Annotated in this window: 17 protein-coding genes and 4 tRNA genes; 9 read left to right on the top strand and 12 right to left on the bottom strand. The window is 64.1% G+C overall.

Translation table 11 applies throughout. The features are described 5' to 3' along the window. Positions 1-78 precede the first annotated feature (78 nt). Together KVY23_RS16260 and KVY23_RS16255 are read right to left on the bottom strand one after the other, a co-directional pair. Positions 79-154 (bottom strand) — tRNA-Lys (locus tag KVY23_RS16260). Positions 155-232: 78 nt separating this feature from the next. Then, positions 233-1,498, bottom strand: a complete 1,266-nt coding sequence (locus KVY23_RS16255; protein ID WP_230557431.1) for a lipase family protein — start codon at positions 1,496-1,498, stop codon at positions 233-235. A 742-nt stretch (positions 1,499-2,240) separates the two neighbouring features. On the opposite strand from KVY23_RS16255, the gene KVY23_RS16250 reads away from it, so the two are divergent. The 6 genes from KVY23_RS16250 to KVY23_RS16225 all read left to right on the top strand — a co-directional run bounded on the left by KVY23_RS16250 (position 2,241) and on the right by KVY23_RS16225 (position 4,436). Next, on the top strand, positions 2,241-2,909 hold the full coding sequence (locus KVY23_RS16250) for a TetR/AcrR family transcriptional regulator (protein WP_075841105.1): 669 nt from the start codon (positions 2,241-2,243) through the stop codon (positions 2,907-2,909). A gap of 79 nt (positions 2,910-2,988) precedes the next feature. Then, positions 2,989-3,061 (top strand) — tRNA-Glu (locus KVY23_RS16245). A 133-nt stretch (positions 3,062-3,194) separates the two neighbouring features. Beyond that, positions 3,195-3,268 (top strand) — tRNA-Asp (locus tag KVY23_RS16240). Between the two features lie 86 nt (positions 3,269-3,354). After that, positions 3,355-3,431, top strand: a tRNA-Phe gene (locus KVY23_RS16235). A 73-nt stretch (positions 3,432-3,504) separates the two neighbouring features. After that, the gene (locus KVY23_RS16230; RefSeq protein ID WP_206510955.1) at positions 3,505-4,059 is read left to right on the top strand and encodes a DUF6584 family protein; all 555 of its coding nucleotides are present in this window, start codon (positions 3,505-3,507) and stop codon (positions 4,057-4,059) included. 5 nt (positions 4,060-4,064) lie between these two features. Then, on the top strand, positions 4,065-4,436 hold the full coding sequence (locus KVY23_RS16225; protein WP_075841057.1) for a hypothetical protein: 372 nt from the start codon (positions 4,065-4,067) through the stop codon (positions 4,434-4,436). Here the strand turns inward: KVY23_RS16225 and KVY23_RS16220 are convergent. Together KVY23_RS16220 and KVY23_RS16215 are read right to left on the bottom strand one after the other, a co-directional pair. After that, positions 4,407-4,718 (bottom strand): ANTAR domain-containing protein, encoded by a 312-nt coding sequence (locus tag KVY23_RS16220; RefSeq protein ID WP_230557430.1) that lies wholly within the window; start codon positions 4,716-4,718, stop codon positions 4,407-4,409. The genes KVY23_RS16225 and KVY23_RS16220 overlap by 30 nt on opposite strands. A 105-nt stretch (positions 4,719-4,823) precedes the next feature. Then, the gene (locus tag KVY23_RS16215) at positions 4,824-5,411 is read right to left on the bottom strand and encodes a helix-turn-helix domain-containing protein (protein ID WP_230557429.1); all 588 of its coding nucleotides are present in this window, start codon (positions 5,409-5,411) and stop codon (positions 4,824-4,826) included. Between the two features lie 132 nt (positions 5,412-5,543). Between KVY23_RS16215 and KVY23_RS16210 the strand changes: the two genes are divergently transcribed. After that, complete coding sequence (locus KVY23_RS16210; RefSeq protein WP_374108731.1) at positions 5,544-6,647, top strand: hypothetical protein; 1,104 nt, start codon at positions 5,544-5,546, stop codon at positions 6,645-6,647. Here the strand turns inward: KVY23_RS16210 and KVY23_RS16205 are convergent. From KVY23_RS16205 to KVY23_RS16185, 5 genes are all read right to left on the bottom strand, one after another. Continuing rightward, on the bottom strand, positions 6,634-7,542 hold the full coding sequence (locus KVY23_RS16205) for a pseudouridine synthase (RefSeq protein WP_230557428.1): 909 nt from the start codon (positions 7,540-7,542) through the stop codon (positions 6,634-6,636). The genes KVY23_RS16210 and KVY23_RS16205 overlap by 14 nt on opposite strands. A 92-nt stretch (positions 7,543-7,634) precedes the next feature. After that, on the bottom strand, positions 7,635-8,636 hold the full coding sequence (locus KVY23_RS16200) for an NADP-dependent oxidoreductase (protein ID WP_308071045.1): 1,002 nt from the start codon (positions 8,634-8,636) through the stop codon (positions 7,635-7,637). Between the two features lie 7 nt (positions 8,637-8,643). Beyond that, a complete protein-coding gene (locus KVY23_RS16195) occupies positions 8,644-9,066 on the bottom strand; it encodes an organic hydroperoxide resistance protein (RefSeq protein ID WP_206510949.1) in 423 nt (140 codons plus the stop codon). Then, the gene (locus KVY23_RS16190; RefSeq protein WP_230557427.1) at positions 9,063-9,539 is read right to left on the bottom strand and encodes a MarR family winged helix-turn-helix transcriptional regulator; all 477 of its coding nucleotides are present in this window, start codon (positions 9,537-9,539) and stop codon (positions 9,063-9,065) included. Before KVY23_RS16190 ends, KVY23_RS16195 begins: the two co-directional genes overlap by 4 nt. Before the next feature lie 66 nt (positions 9,540-9,605). Then, the gene (locus tag KVY23_RS16185) at positions 9,606-10,649 is read right to left on the bottom strand and encodes an ABC transporter substrate-binding protein (protein ID WP_230557426.1); all 1,044 of its coding nucleotides are present in this window, start codon (positions 10,647-10,649) and stop codon (positions 9,606-9,608) included. 293 nt (positions 10,650-10,942) lie between these two features. Here KVY23_RS16185 and KVY23_RS16180 point away from each other — a divergent pair, with 293 nt between their 5' ends. Continuing rightward, the gene (locus KVY23_RS16180; protein WP_075841062.1) at positions 10,943-12,037 is read left to right on the top strand and encodes a 3-deoxy-7-phosphoheptulonate synthase; all 1,095 of its coding nucleotides are present in this window, start codon (positions 10,943-10,945) and stop codon (positions 12,035-12,037) included. Here the strand turns inward: KVY23_RS16180 and KVY23_RS16175 are convergent. Next, the gene (locus tag KVY23_RS16175) at positions 12,034-12,657 is read right to left on the bottom strand and encodes an alpha-ketoglutarate-dependent dioxygenase AlkB (RefSeq protein ID WP_230557425.1); all 624 of its coding nucleotides are present in this window, start codon (positions 12,655-12,657) and stop codon (positions 12,034-12,036) included. The two genes, KVY23_RS16180 and KVY23_RS16175, sit on opposite strands and share 4 nt — an antisense overlap. Before the next feature lie 79 nt (positions 12,658-12,736). Here KVY23_RS16175 and KVY23_RS16170 point away from each other — a divergent pair, with 79 nt between their 5' ends. Continuing rightward, entirely contained in the window at positions 12,737-13,162 is a 426-nt protein-coding gene (locus tag KVY23_RS16170) for a VOC family protein (RefSeq protein ID WP_075841064.1), read from the top strand. Here KVY23_RS16170 and KVY23_RS16165 read toward each other — a convergent pair. Then, the gene (locus tag KVY23_RS16165; RefSeq protein WP_230557424.1) at positions 13,159-14,175 is read right to left on the bottom strand and encodes an AraC family transcriptional regulator; all 1,017 of its coding nucleotides are present in this window, start codon (positions 14,173-14,175) and stop codon (positions 13,159-13,161) included. The genes KVY23_RS16170 and KVY23_RS16165 overlap by 4 nt on opposite strands. Before the next feature lie 7 nt (positions 14,176-14,182). Then, positions 14,183-15,451 carry an aminotransferase class I/II-fold pyridoxal phosphate-dependent enzyme gene (locus KVY23_RS16160; protein WP_230557423.1) on the bottom strand — a complete coding sequence of 423 codons (1,269 nt, stop codon included), beginning with the start codon at positions 15,449-15,451 and terminating at the stop codon, positions 14,183-14,185. Positions 15,452-15,525: the final 74 nt, after the last annotated feature.

Here is a 15,525-nt window from a genome sequence, read left to right as displayed (position 1 = left end):
GTGGTCGATGGCGACCGGCGTCAATTTGACCTGGCTGGAGACGGGACAGGCTCCAGTGCCGTCCGATCCGGACGGTGATGGTGCCCCCAGTAGGACTCGAACCTACGACCTGCGGATTAAAAGTCCGTAGCTCTACCAACTGAGCTATAGGGGCGCGGATCGAAAGTGTAGTGGGTGCGCCCGCGCGACGGGCACACCCCCGTCGGTACGCGCGCGTACCAGTCAGATCGGCTCACCGTCCGAAGCTGCTGCAGCCCTCGGGTGCCGGTATTCCTGCGAGCCTGTCGTCGATCCATCGGTGCGACCCGGGCACGCCCGACAGGGCGACGATCACGTGTTCGCCCGCGTACAGCTCGAGCCTTACCTCGGCCCCGTTCGCGCACCATTCGTCGTACAGGCGTTCTGCGCCTTCTCGGGGAATCCAGAACTCGTGCTGGCCCTGGTAGATGAAGACGGGGGTCGTGGGCGCGAGATCCCCGCCCATTCGGGTGTGCCGGATGACTTCCTCGGCGATGGGCGTTCTGTCCACGTTCGGGACGTCGGAGAGGGCCTGAACCGGTATCGGGGCGACGACGCCGCCGGGGGCCAGGAGGGTCACGCACATGTCCTTGGCGAGCTGGGCGAGCCGTAGCCCATTGGCATTCATCAGTTGAAATATTTCTGGGTATTCGCGAGCAACTCCCGTCACGGCGGCCAGGAACAGCGTCGACGCCCCATTCGTGCCGTTCATGGAACTGAGCAGAATGCGATAGTCCACGGGGGGACCACCGATCGCGGTGCCGACTATGTTGACGTCCGGCGCGTAGGTGGGTGCCAACTGGGCGGCCCACCCGGACGCGATGGCGCCGCCGGAGTACCCGGTCATCGCGATCGGCGATTGTGCGGGTAGTCCGAGCTCTGGAAGTCCGACCATGGCCCGCAGCGCGTCCAGTACTGCATGGCCGGCCATCCTGCCGGCCGCGTACGCCTGGCGGGGGCCCTCGTGATCGGTGACGACGACGGCGTAGTTCTTGGCGAGAAACAGTTGTACTGCGGGGATTTCCTTGGCGAGGCCGCGCGGCAGCGTCCAGGACGGTGCGCACGTGTGGCCGAGTGAGTTGATGGCCATGTTGTAGGCGACGACCGGGCGGCTTCCTGCTCCCGCCCACGGTGCTGTCGGAACGATGACGGTGGTGGCAGCGGCGACCGGTCGGTTCTTGGAATCGGTGGTTCGATACAGGATCTGGGTCGAGTGCACCGGGGTGATCAGCGGTCCGACGGTCACGTTTCTGGTGTTCAGAACAGTTCCCGGAGGCAGTGACTCGTAACCGGGCGGCGGATCGAACCAGGGCTCGCCCAGTGGGGTGGCGGCGGCGAGTGCCGGATCCTGGCTGGGGTCGAGGAAGTCGCCGAGCGGGTCGGCAAGGGCAGCGCCCGAGTGGAACAGCGTCACAGTTGACGCTACGACGGTTGCCAGAATGATCGCCACCGAACGAACGGCGAGTCTCCGTAGAGCCATGCTCACACCTGAATTCGTAGTCATGAACGCACGCCTGTGATCTAAGTCACTTTAGATCCCCGCTGTCCGCGTGGCGTGATCCGTTCCATGTCGAGCCGCAACCGTTATACGAACCCTGTCCGAGAATTAGTTCGGGGCACCGTGATCCACCGAATGCGATTCGTAATCGACTGTGCTGCTGGGGGATTCGAACTCCCCGACACGGAACAATCCTTTTGCCCGGTATCGAGTGGCAAAAGCGTTGTGGCGCAGCTACGCAGGGGGTGGCCGCCTGTGCGCGAGCGAGGCCGTTCGCGGTGGGTTGGAGTGTCGCGAGTTGGGTGTGCGGTGGAGGGTCTGCAGTGGGGTGTGGCAACGCGCTGCGCGGGCGCATCGAGCCGTCTGGCGTGCGGGGTGTGATGTGTCTTTCATCTCGAAACGGCACGACCGTTCCTTTGGCGATTTACAGTCGATTCGATTTGTAAACCAAGTTTTGCCTGTTTCACGGTCTGGAGGTCGCGCGGGAAGGGGGCGACCCGAAACATGTTTGTGGCTCGAGTGCGCACCCCCTGCAGCGCACTCGAGCCGGTTGCATCATACCACTCGGATTGTTTGTTCCAGTCCGCGGAACTTGTACCGGTAACCGTTTTCACTGCAAATTCCAAGGAAGTGGTCGGTCTTTCTGTGGTGTGGTGACGTACGCTCGAATAGCGATACTGCCTGCTGATAGATGCAGGTAGCTGGGTTCGGAGGCATCAAAGCAATGGCACAACAAGAGCGCGCTCGGCGAACCCGAGCAGCAATCGTGGAGGCCGCAGCGGCGGAATTCTCGCGCCGCGGATATGCGGCCGCATCGGTGAACACCATCCTCGAGGGGTCCAACGCCACAAAGGGGGCGATGTACTTCCATTTCCAGTCGAAAGAGGATCTGGCCCGAGCGGTGCTCAGTGCTGCCCTCGACGAGTATGTCGTGATCACAGAACGATGGAATGCATCGACGCTGCATCCGTTCGCTGTGATTCGAGGCATCATCAGCGACATCGCTGGCGGATTCCAGAACAATGTGATCGTGCGGGCCGAGTTTCGGCTCATCGTCGAACCGGAGTTCTACAGCGAGGTTCAGTCCGGTGGTGGTCGCGTGTGGGGTTCGGCAGGCTACGAGCTCGCCCGGCGTGCAGAGGAGATGGGCGACCTGCGGCCCGAGTTCGGCGCCGCGAAGTTCATCAGGGTGCTGGCGGCCTCACTGGCGGGTCAGCGATACATGGCGGACCTCGTTTCGGACAGTCGTGATCTGCGGGTCATGTTCGAGGAGTCCCTCGAGGTCGTGCTGTATGCGATGGCCAGTGAGCGGTGGCTCGAAGAGTGGAAGGTCACCGGGTGGGAGAAAAGCGACTCCGAGATCGCCGAAAGTGCATCTGACCTGCCGGTTTGAGTTTTTCCAGAAAAGTGTCCTAAGCTATGCGAGCTCCCAACGGAATGCCGTTGAGGGTAACGCCGGAGCGATTCGGCGGGCCCCCTTCGTCTAGCGGCCTAGGACGCCGCCCTTTCAAGGCGGTAGCGCGGGTTCGAATCCCGTAGGGGGTACGTAGGACACGGTCGGAATTGACAATCCGGCTGGCAGTACAGCAGTCTCTTGCAGGCTGGCGCGGTTCGATGCGGGACGAAGTCCTGCTAGAGTTCGCGGCGGCACTTTCCTCCGGGAAAAGTTACACAGCAAGGCCCTGTGGCGCAGTTGGTTAGCGCGCCGCCCTGTCACGGCGGAGGTCGCGGGTTCGAGTCCCGTCAGGGTCGCAACATCGGTTTCAGCCGACGAGCGCACAATCTTCAAATTTCACAGTATTCAAAATTGACAGTCGGCATTGTCACCGGTGCCGCCCGGCCAGGTAGCTCAGTTGGTACGAGCGTCCGCCTGAAAAGCGGAAGGTCGCCGGTTCGATCCCGGCCCTGGCCACCATTTTGTTTCTCGCGGGGTGCGCCCTCACAGATGCGGCACCCCGGTTCTTCCATCCGATCGCTAGGCTGTCCTGGTGGACGTGATCGATGAGGCCCAGCAAGACCTGGCCGGTGGAAACCTGACACGAGCCCGGGACCGGTTGCTTGCCGCCCTTCGGACGAATCCTGCGTCCCAACCCGTACTCGATCTGCTCGCCTACACCTACCTGCTCATGGGGGACCGCGCCTCTGCCGGTGCGGCCTGGTTTCTCACTGCCAAGGCCGACGACGACCCGACGGCCTCAGCCGCGTTCCAAGCGCTGGAAGCGACACATCGGTCCCCGATCGCACTCGCGCGTGCTCTGCCGATCAACGCACCGTCCGAGTACTACCCACACCGCGCCCGCGCGCGATTGGAGCGGTTGACGACGGCAGTGCGCGCAAACGGACAGGACTGGGTGCCGCCGCGCGACACCGTTTACTTCGACGACGTCGGCGTCGATGCCGACGACTTCGTCGACGACGACTTCCCGAGTCCCGACGAGAGGCGAGGCGGACGGCCTCTGCAGCAGCGGGTTGTGGCCTCGCTGATCATCCTGGCGATCGTCGCCACCTCGGCCTCGGTAGTGCTGGCACTGGTGTTTTCCTAGGGCCGGTGCTTGCGACGGCCGATCACGACGGGCGTAACGTTGTCGAGCGACCATCCGCACTCAGTGGCAAGGGCATCATCATCGATTCCATCCGACGTGACGACAGCTTCCGCGACGCCAACTACGCCGTGAATCTCGCACAGGCACGACTGTTCGCTGCTGGTCTCGCAGAACACATCGAGAAGTGCTCGACCTCCATCGAGCGGGCTCAGACCCGGGCGTTCCGTGCGCGAGCGGACAAGGCGACGGCGCGCGCCCGGGAACTGGAGGGGGAAGCTGCGGCTCTCCGCTCGGAGCTCTACGAGATGTATCGACAGATCGACCGCATGACCGAGCGCTTTCCGGAATTACGCGGAGACAGGGTTTTCCGAGACTGACGTGGCCCCGAGCTGTTGCGGGCTGAGCACAGCGCCCCACTGTTCGAGTGCGATCCGGCGGGTGAACGGGTCTCGGCCGTCCTTGCCTTCGGCGAGGGTGATCACGGTGCGGGAAAGCTCGAACAGGCTGATGCGATTGTCACGGGCAGTGGCGAACAACTGGTTCACCGCCTCCGTCACGCTGGTGCCGCACCGTCCGACCAGAACGCCGGTAGCGATATCGACGTCGGTCCGTGATGCGGTTCCGCGAGCCACCGTCGTATCGGCGCTTCTGTCTGTCATGAACTACCTCGTCGGCTCGTGTGGGCGGTGACAGTACCGAGCCGGACATCAGGCGCGGGAGCGCCCACTCTGCCACACGGTCACGACCGAAAGGTTGCGCAGGGACTACGAATCGGTGGGTCGCGCGCGAACGTGCATCCGTTCGCCCTGGGGCCCGAAAAGGCTGAGGACTTCGACGGGCCGATCGTCCATGGCGCCGAACCAGTGCGGTACACGGGTGTCGAACTCGGCGGCTTCGCCTGGCTTCATGACGATATCGTGTTCGCCCAGTACCAGGCGCAATGTGCCGTTGAGGACGTAGAGCCACTCGTAACCCTCGTGCACGCGCGGTTTCGGCTCCCGCCGCCCCGGATCGACGATCATCTTGTACGCCTGCATTCCACCCGGTCGGCGCGTCAGCGGAAGGATCGTGACGTGTTCTCGGCGAACCGGGGTGGATTTGACCCGGGGATCCTCGACGGCAGGCGCGCTGACGAGTTCGTCCAATGGGATCTGATGTGCACGTGCGATGGGCAGTAGCAGTTCGAGACTCGGTTTGCGGTCGCCGGACTCGAGCCGAGACAACGTCGAGACGGAAATGCCGGTGGTATCGGCAAGAGCGGCCAGAGTTGTTCCGCGTTCGGTGCGCACCGCGCGCAGCCTCGGGCCGACCGCGGCGACCACCTCGTCGATGTCCTCGCCGGGCTTCGTCATGTACCTATTGCAGTTTTGGCAACGTAGTTTGTCAAGTTGTGTGCCGCCCGATCCTGTCCGTCGTGATTTGGACGAAATCCGATACCAGCGCCTCGCCGGCACCCATACTCGTACCGTGACCAGGAAAGACCGGTGACCAGCAAGACCGCATCCACGCGCGTACGTGTCCATCACTCGCGTGTCCTTCGAGATGTCTACGGCAGTACCAGTGCCGAGGCATTCATGATCATTGCCGTTGTGACCATTCTGGTCACCCGCACCTATCTCGAAATAACTCACTTCCCGCAGGTGGGCGGCGAGACTCTGCACATCGCCCACGCGCTCTACGGCGGCGCGTTGATGATGCTTGCACTCCTCCTGGGTTGGATGTTTCTCGGATTCGGAGTGCGGGCCGTTGCTGTGATGCTCGGTGGCATCGGGTTCGGGTTGTTTCTCGACGAAGTGGGCAAGTTCGTCACCAAGGACAACGACTATTTCTACGGTCCGTCCTCGGAGATCATGTACGTCCTGGTGGTGATCGTTCTGGTCGCCAACCGTGTCGTCCGCGATGTGCGACGGCCATCGCACGAGGAGACGTTGGCCAACGCAGCTGCCATCGCGGCGCAGGGCATCACGCGTGGTCTGCCCGAACATCGTCGCGCCTGGGCTTTGCGCATGGTGGACCGCGCCGAGGCCGAGGGCGCCGAGCCCGAGACCGTTGCCGGTCTGCGGTTGCTGCTCGGGAACTGCAAGCCAGGTAGCTCGCGGCTCTACGACGCCCGGCAGTTTGCGCCGAGGCTGATCCCCGGGTTCTTCAAAAGCCCCCGGTGGATTCCTGTGGTTGCCTGGGCGCTGACGGTGGCGGCGTTCATCGGTGTCGTGTTCGGCGTGGTCGAGTTGGTCTTGGGCAACCTGCATCTGGAATCGACGGATACGACCATCGACGTGGACGAGATGGGTATCGCGAGCGGAATCATGTTTTTGACCTCGACGCTGACGTTCGTGTTGGCGTTTCCGGCGGCCCTTCGTTTGCGGAACGGGAAGCTGTGGCCGCTGCGCACGCTTCGCATCGCGGCGCTGATCTTCACCATGCTGGGCGCGCTGGTCGATTTTGCGCAGGAAGGCTTTTACGCGTTGATCGGTGTCGCACTCGGATTGTTCGCCATGGCGGTGCTCTCGCACCGTATTGCGGTGCGTACCAGCGAGATCGCGGAGGACAGCGCCGCCCGCGGTGACGTTCTGTCTATGCCCGAGTAGGTAGTTCGAGCTTACGGTTGCTGACGAACGTGCGCTCGCGGCCGGTGAACGGATCTCGGAACGAAATCGACCGCGCGAGCAGGCGAAGTGGATTCGAGTAGTCGTCGCCGGCAACGTCGTAGAAGTCTGGGTAGAAGTTGTCTCCCATGATGGGTATCCCCAGAGAATTCATGTGCAGACGAAGTTGATGCGTGCGTCCGGTTTTCGGGTGCAACGTGTACATGCCGTGTCGGCCGTCGTGCTCGGACAGCTCCAGGAAGGTCTCCGCGTTCGGTTCGCCCGGAACTTCCTCGGCCCGAAGGACGCCGCGTTCCTTGATCATCCGGCTGCGGACCGTTCGAGGAAATTCGAGATCGGGGTCGTAGCGTGCGACGGCGTCGTAGATCTTGGTGACAGCCCGCTCGGCGAAAAGCTCCTGATAGGCGCGTCGGACGTCGGGACGGACGGTGAAGACGAGCACCCCGGCAGTCAGTCGATCGAGTCGGTGCGCGGGACTGAGCTCGGGCAGATCGAACCGCCGGCGCAACAGGACCAGCGCCGAGCGGGCGATATAGGCCCCGCGCGGCATCGTCGCGAGGAAATGTGGCTTGTCGATCACCAGTATGTTCTCGTCGTGGTGCACGATCTCTATCGGAAACGGCACCACCGGCTCGACGGGCGGATCGCGGTAGAGATAGATGTCGCTGCGCGGCACCAACGGTGAATTCTCCGTCAGAGCTTGCCCATCGGCGTCGACGACCTCTCGCGCATTCAGCTTGTATCTCAGGCGCGACTCGTCCTGCGGGAATCTGGCGACGAGGTACTCGAGCACCGTGCCGAACGGCGAGTACTCGGGCATTCGGATACGGGTCGGACCGAGGCCATCGCGCACGGGGAGGGGGACGCGTCGGGCCATGAACTGCACTGTATCGGCCTCGTGCATGGACGCGCGAAAAGTGTGGATGGTTGCCGTAGGCGGCAACCATCCACACATGTCGCGGAGCGTCGTCAGATCGAGACGATCATCTTCCCGGTGTTCTCACCGCGGAGCAGCCCGATGAACGCCTTCGGAGCATTCTCCAGACCGTCGACGACGGTCTCGTCCCACTCGACGACACCGTCGGCGAGCCATTGGGCCATCTTTTCGCCGAACTCTCCGGCGAGGTGGTTGTAGGACCCGACGATGAAGCCCTTCAACGTGAGCTCCTGGCCGATCGCCAGGGCCAAGTTGCGCGGGCCCGGTGTCGGTTCGGTGGCGTTGTACTGAGAGATCGCACCGCACAGCGCGAATCGCGCATACTTGTTGGCGCTCCCGATCGCAGCTTCGAGGTGTTCGCCGCCGACGTTGTCGAAGTACACATCGATGCCGTCCGGTGCGGCCTCTGCCAACTGCTTGCGTACCGGTCCGTCGTGATAGTCGAAGGCTGCGTCGAATCCGAGTTCGCGCAACCGCTTCACCTTCGCCGGCGAACCGGCGCTGCCGATGACGCGAGAAGCGCCGAGCGCCTTGGCGATCTGGCCGACGAGTGAGCCCACCGCACCGGCGGCGCCGGAGACGAAGACGGTGTCACCCTCCTTGAACTGCGCGACGGAAGTCAGTCCGGCATAGGCTGTGAGGCCGGTCATTCCGAGAGCGCCAAGGTAAGCGGAGGCCTTGGCCTTGCTCAGGTCGACCTTTCGTGCCGACTTGGCGGGCAGGATCGCGAGATCCCGCCAACCCTTACCGTGTGACACTGCGTCGCCGACGGCAAATGCGTCCGAACGTGATTCGACGACCTCGCCGACCGCGCCGCCATCGAGCGGTGCGTCGAGTGCGAACGGAGGAACATACGACTTGACGTCGTTCATCCTTCCGCGCATGTACGGATCGACGGACATGACGGTGTTGCGAACGAGAATTTGACCGTCCTCGAGCGGCGGGAGCTCGGTGACGACGGTACGGAAGTTGTCCGAAACGGGTTCACCGGTGGGACGGGAGGCAAGGTGAATTTCTGTGGCTTTCATGTGCATTCCCATTTCAGTCGTCTGTGACGGTTACTGTGACGTCGATGTTTCCGCGCGTCGCATTGGAGTACGGGCAGACCTGGTGGGCCTTGTCCGCGAGGGCCTGGGCTTCGTCGTGTCCGAGCTTGGGGAGCGTCACCTCGAGTGTCACTTCGAGCGCGAATCCGCCCGCGTCGTTGGGGCCGATGCCGACTCGGGCGCCGACGGAGGAATCGGTGATGTCGGCCTTGTTCTGGCGGGCGACCATCTGCAACGCCGAGTGGAAGCAGGCAGCGTAGCCGGCAGCGAACAGTTGCTCGGGGTTGGTGCCCTGCCCGCTGCCGCCCATCGCCTCGGGGATGGCGAGATCGAAGTCGAGTCGGCCGTCCGAACTGCGTGTTCTTCCGTTGCGGCCTTCGCCGGTTGCCAGAGCTTCGGCTGTGTACACAGTCTTCATGAGGGGTTGCCTTCCGTTGTACCGGGGTCGGTTGTGTGAACTGCGGTGCTGTGAAGCGCGGTGGTCAGCGCGACCAACGCGTCGCGGAGTTTTTCCAGATCTGCGACAGCCATGCCGGTATTGCCGGCCAGCTGCCTGGGAATGTCCAGCGCCTGCTGACGCAACGCGCTTCCGGCGTCGGTCAGGTGAATCTCGACGCGGCGCTCGTCGGTGACGAGGCGTCGCCGCTCGATGAAGCCCAGTCGCTCGAGTCGTTTGAGCAGAGGCGAGAGCGTGCCTGTGTCGAGATCGAGTGCGGCACCGATCTCGCGGACACCGCGGCCGTCCTTCTCCCACAGGACCAGCAGAACCAGGTACTGCGGGTACGTGATGCCGAGGCGTTCGAGCATCGGGCGATACACCGCGGTGGTAGCCCGCGATGCGGAGTACAACGCGAAGCACACCTGGCGATCGAGCGCGAGTTCGTTGGTCACGCCAACAACGGTAGTGCACGGTTAAGTTGTGCGCAACCTTTATGTGGATGCCAGCGCCTCAGCGCCTCAGCGCGTCAGGGTTTCGGTGAGTGTTTCGAGCACGATGGTGGCTGCGGTGGGACCTGCGTTGAGATACCACGGGTCGTCCTCGACCGACACGACGTGCTCCGCTGTCGACGCGCTCATTCCGGTCCAGAGCGGATTGGAGGTGAACGTCTGTGCCTTGGAGCCTGGGCCGGTGTCCTGGCTGCCGACGAAGACCCAGTCGGCATCGGCGAGCTGGATCTGCTCCTCGCTGAAGTCCTGGCTGGTCTTGTCGAACTGCTGACTCGCTGGGCGGGCCAGGCGTGCGTCCCAGGCGATGAACCCGGCGAAGGATGCCGTGCCGAATACCCGGGCGCGGTCCGCGTTGAAGCGCACGAACGAGACGGTCGGCGCATCGGCGCCCAGTTTGCCGCCGAGATCGGTTGCTCGGGAGGCAAATTCGTCGAGGAAGGTCTGCGCTTGCGTGCTTCGTCCGACGGCATCTGCCAGGAGCAGGAAGTCTTGCTTCCAGTTCACGCCGGTGCCCTCGGTGAGCACTGTGGGGGCGATCGCCGACAGCGTCGGGTAAAGCTCCTCCGATCCAGCCTCGTTGGCGAGGATCAGATCCGGCTCGAGCGCTGCGATTGCCTCGAGGTTGGGCGACTGGCGAACTCCGACATCGACGAAATCGACCATGCGGTCGACGTATTCCGGAAACTCGCGCTCGAGATACTCCGGAACGAGGCCCGCGCCGTCTCCATACGCGACGCCGACAGGCACGACGCCCAGGGTGAGCGCCGCATCGAGTTGGCCGGTTGCGATCACGACTACGCGCTCAGGCTCGGCCGGGATGTCGGTGGATCCACCGAAATGACCTACTGTGCGCGGGAATACGCCGTCGTCGACACCGGGCGAGCCCATGCCGTCGGGCATGCCCGACGGGCCGGGTGCGTCCGTGGTCGGCTCGCTCGCGCTCGCGCTCGCTGTTGTGGTTACGGGTTCGGTGGTCTCGATGTCGCCGGATCCGCAGGCGCCGACGAGGGCTACCGCCATGGTGATGGACAGTACGAGTGGTAGTCGTTTCACAGGTCCTCTTCTGATGGTGTTGGAGTGAGGTAACGCTATCCTGATCTGACTCCTCTAGTGAATTTCAGCGTCGCGGGGTTAGGACGGCGGAACCACCCGCGCACCGGCGCCGAATGGGCCGGTGTTAGCCTTCTGCCCATGCAGCGCGGATATTTTTGGTTTAGCAGGCCGGCCCCGGGTGGGTCAGCCAGCGACGCCATGCGCTGAAGCCCCCACCCCACGAGCCGGATGCAGACCGGCTCGAAGCGCGCGTGGAGCTCACCGAGAGCCGGTCTGGGAAAGTAGAAGATCCCATGACAATCGAGATCAACCCGACCGATACCGCACTGGACGACCAGCGCACCATCAGCATCAGCCCCCTCGTCGCCCCGTCTCTGCTGCGCCGCGAGCACGCCGCGGACGACGCCGTGTCGGCGACCGTGCGGCGCGGCCGCGACGGTGTCGTCGACATCCTCGACGGGCGTGACGACCGACTGATCGTCATCGTCGGGCCGTGCTCGGTGCACGACACTGCTGCCGCGATGGACTACGCCCGCAGGCTCGCGGTGAAGGCGACCGAACTAGGTGACCGGCTGCACATCGTCATGCGCGTCTACTTCGAGAAGCCGCGCACGACGCTGGGCTGGAAGGGTCTGATCAACGACCCGCATCTCGACGGCTCGTTCGATATCAACTCGGGACTGCGCGTGGGGCGCCAGCTTCTGGTCGACATCTCTGCGCTGGGCCTGCCGGTGGGATGCGAGTTCCTCGATCCGATCACTCCGCAGTACATCGCCGACCTCGTCAGCTACGGCGCCATCGGTGCACGTACCGCGGCCAGTCAGGTGCACCGTCAACTCTGCAGCGCACTGTCGATGCCCGTCGGTATCAAGAACTCGACCGAGGGCGATGTTCAGGTAGCGGTCGATGGAACGCGGGCGGCGGCGTCGAGCCACGTTTTCCCGGGAACCGATCTCGACGGCCAGGCCGCGTTGATCCGCACCACCGGAAACCCCGACTGTCACGTCATCCTCCGCGGCGGCACCGACGGACCGAACTACGACGCGGCGTCCGTCGCCGATACCGTTGCGCGCCTGCGCAAGAGCAATCTGCCCGAGCGCCTCGTGATCGATGCGAGCCACGGCAACAGCCGCAAGGATCACAACAAGCAGGTCGACGTCGTGACCGATGTCGCGCGTCGTCTCGCCGAGGGTGAGGCGGGTATCAGCGGCGTCATGTTGGAGAGCTTCATCGAGGCGGGGCGTCAGGATCTGACCCTCGGCCACAAGGACGAGCTGACGTACGGTCAGTCGATCACCGATGCGTGCCTCGACTGGGAGACCACGGCGACCCAGCTGGACACTCTCGCCGACGCCGTCGCTCGCCGCCGCGAGCAGCGGCAGGGTTAACGCACGCCGCGCGGCCGGAACTGCACGCTCACGCGTGGGCCGGTCGCGCGGGTGCTCTTGGGGACGGCGTGTTCCCATGTCCGTTGGCACGAGCCACCCATGACGATGAGGTCTCCGTGTCCCAGTGTGAATTTCAGTGACGCCCCGCCGCCGCGTGGTCTGAGCATCAACTGCCGGGTGGCGCCGAGTGACAGGATCGCGACCATCGTGTCCTCGACGGCGCTGCGGCCGATGTTGTCGCCGTGCCATGCCACGCTGTCGGACCCGTCGCGGTAGTAGCACAGGCCTGCGGTGGCGAACTCCTCACCGAGTTCACCTCGGTAGTGCGCATCCAGCGCGCTTTTCGCATCGACGAGGGCCGGGTCGGGCCACCGTTCGCCACTCGAGTAGAAGCGGACCAGGCGCGGAACGTCGACGACGCGGTCGTACATCTGGCGCCGTTCTGCGCGCCAGTCGACACCGTCGACGAGTCGGTCGAAGAGGTCGACCTGGCTCGCCCAGCCCGGTCGCACGTCGACCCATGCGCCGCGGCTCAGCATGCGCCGAGTGACCGAGGACCCGAGTTGGCCGAAGGATGCCTCTGCATCGGTGAACAGCGAACCCTGCAGTTCCACGCTCATGCAGACCACAGTAGCGCTATTCGAACATACGTTCCAGCCTTTTCGACTTGCTGTCGTAGCCCTGCCCTATCGTGGGTGCATGGGACTTCAGGTGCAGGTGGTAGTCGACAGCAGAAACCCGCATGAGCAGGCCAAATGGTGGGCTGCCGCCCTCGGATGGCAAGTCGAGCCGTCCGACGGCGAGTTCATTGCCGGCCTTGTTGCTGCCGGCCATGCCCGCGAGGAGGACACATTGATGTTCGACGGGCAGCTGGTGTGGAGGATCGGCGCCGCAATCATCGACCCGGACAAACCCGACAGCCCGCGTGTTCTCTTTCAGTCGGTGCCCGAGGAGAAATCCGTCAAAAATCGTATGCACTTCGACATTCGGGCCGGTGAAGACCGTGAGTCGGTGGCTCAGAATCTCGTCGGGGCAGGGGCTTCGATCCTCCACCGTGGGCAGCTGGGGCCCAGCGTCTGGATCACCATGGCAGACCCGGAGGGCAACGAGTTCTGCGTGGGCTAGCGATACGCACCGGGGGTTTGCCCGGTCCATCGCTTGAACGCTCGTCTGAACGAGGACGGTTCCGAGAAGCCGAGCCTGCCGGAGATGTCGTCGACCGAGTCGCCGCGGCTCAGGCCCGAGATCGCTGCATCGCGCAGCACCTCCTCGCGAATCTGATTGACCGAGGTGCCTTCCTGGCGAAGAAGTCTGCGTAGGTGCGCCGCGCTCACAGACAGCATGTCGGCGATGTCGTCGGTCGCCGGGTTTCGGCCCTGTAGCCCGAGTTCGAGTGCCCGCCGAACCTGCGAGGAGGCTGTGCTGTCGTAGTCGCGGGCGGTGAAGAGGAGGTTGGGTGACTCGCGGAGGTAGTCCGCGAGGGACTCCTCGGTCTGCACGATCGGGGCGCGCATCGCGGAATTGTCGAATTCGAGCACCGCAGCGGGAGCGCCGAACGTGACGTGTGCGCCGAACATTCGGTCGTACAGCTTTCCGGTTGCCGGGTCGGCCATGTCGTAGGGGAGCTCCACAGAGTGGAGCTTCACCCGTCCGCCGATCAGCCAAGCGGCAAAACGGTGCACCAGGACCATGCGGAAGTCGGTGAGCAGTTGTCCGGCGATGACGCGGGCACTCTCGGGGAGGTGGCTGTTGTCGGCGGGCGGGATCGTCAGCCGTGTTGCGGTCTCACCGCGGGTGATCAGCATCGGCGGCATACCCGAGAGAACTCGCGTGGTTTCCGACATCCGTTCCATTGCCGCTGCCAGGTCGGGTGAGTGGATCAGCGTCAGGCAGATCACTCGAAAGCTGCCGCGACGCATGGGTGTCGACGCCAGGCCGAAGAGTTCGTCGTCGGTGAGCTGCCACGTAGCCTGGGTGAACAACGTCACCTGTTCTGCGGTGAGCCGAGAATGGGGGTCCCGTAGTGTGCGCGGGCCGATTCCGGCGACCGACAGTGGATAGGACAGGTCGACGCCACCGCTCGCGGCAAGCGAGACAGCTTTGACGACGAAGTCGGCGGGAATGGTCCGTGGGGTCATCGTCGGCTCAAAGTTCGAGCAGCCGCTCGGCTGCCTCGTCGAGCACATCGTCCTTTTTGCAGAACGCGAAGCGCACCAGCGTCTTCCATGGCTCGGGCTGGTCCACGAAGGCAGTAACGGGCACAGCTGCGACACCGATGCGAGCGGGAAGCGACCGGCAGAAGGCGACGGCGTCGGTCTCGCCGAGTGGGGCCACGTCGGCGCATACGAAATAGGTTCCCGCGCTTGCCTTCACCGTCAAACCGGCCTTCGTGAGCGAGGTCGAGAGGCGGTCCCGTTTGCGTTGTAGCCCGCGGCGGAGCTCGGCGACCCATTGATCCTCGTGCTCGAGGGCGTGCGCGACAGCGGGTTGAAACGGGGTGCCGCCGACGAACGTCATGAACTGCTTTGCCGAGCGCACCGCGTCGATGAGATTCGCCGGGCCCAGAGCCCATCCGGTCTTCCAGCCGGTTGCGTTGAAGGTTTTCGCCGCGCTGGAGACGGTGACAGTGCGCTCGAACATGCCGGGGAGCGTCGCGAGCGGTACATGGACAGGAGTGGAGCCTGCGGAATGACCAGAAGATGCAGGAGTGGAGCCTGCGGAATGACCAGAAGATGCGGGAGTGGAGCCTGCGGAATGACCAGAGGATGGCCCGTCGAAGACCAAGCGTTCGTACACCTCGTCGGTGAGTACCAGAAGGTTGTGTTTGCAAGCGATTTCGGCGATACGGGTGAGTTCGGCGCGGGTGAAGACGGTTCCTGTCGGGTTGTGTGGTGAGTTGACGATCAGCAGTGTGGTGTCGGGGCCGATGGCGCGTTCGAGTGCATCGAGATCGACGGCGTAACCCGATCCGTCCGCCACGAGGGGGACTGTCCTGCGTCGGGCACCGGCGAGTGCGATCGCTGCCGCGTACGAGTCGTAATACGGTTCGATCAGCAGTACTTCGTCACCTGCCTCGACGAGCCCGAGTATCGCGGCCGCGATGCCTTCGGTTGCGCCCACGGTGACCAGAATTTCGGTTGCGGGGTCGTACTGGATGTTCGATCGACGGGCGCGGTCGGCGGCGATGGCATTGCGCAGCACCGGCATGCCGGCTCCGGGCGCGTACTGATTGAGGCCTGCTGCGATAGCGTCCTGCGCCGCGGCGAGCATGGACGCGGGGCCGTCGGTGTCGGGGAACCCCTGTCCGAGGTTGACTGCACCCGTTGCGACGGCCAGTGCGGTCATCTCGGCGAAAACGGTCGATCCGAAGGGACGGAGACGTTCGACGGTTCGGTTGGGCAGCTCCGCGGACATTATTGCAGCGTAGCTGGTGTCACATTCTGGGCGTCCGCCTCGTCCGAGTGGTATCCGCTACTGCCCACAGCCGA

This window comes from Rhodococcus sp. I2R, from assembly GCF_020889545.1.
Classification (GTDB): domain Bacteria; phylum Actinomycetota; class Actinomycetes; order Mycobacteriales; family Mycobacteriaceae; genus Rhodococcoides.
This window is presented reverse-complemented; position numbering and strand designations above follow the sequence as displayed.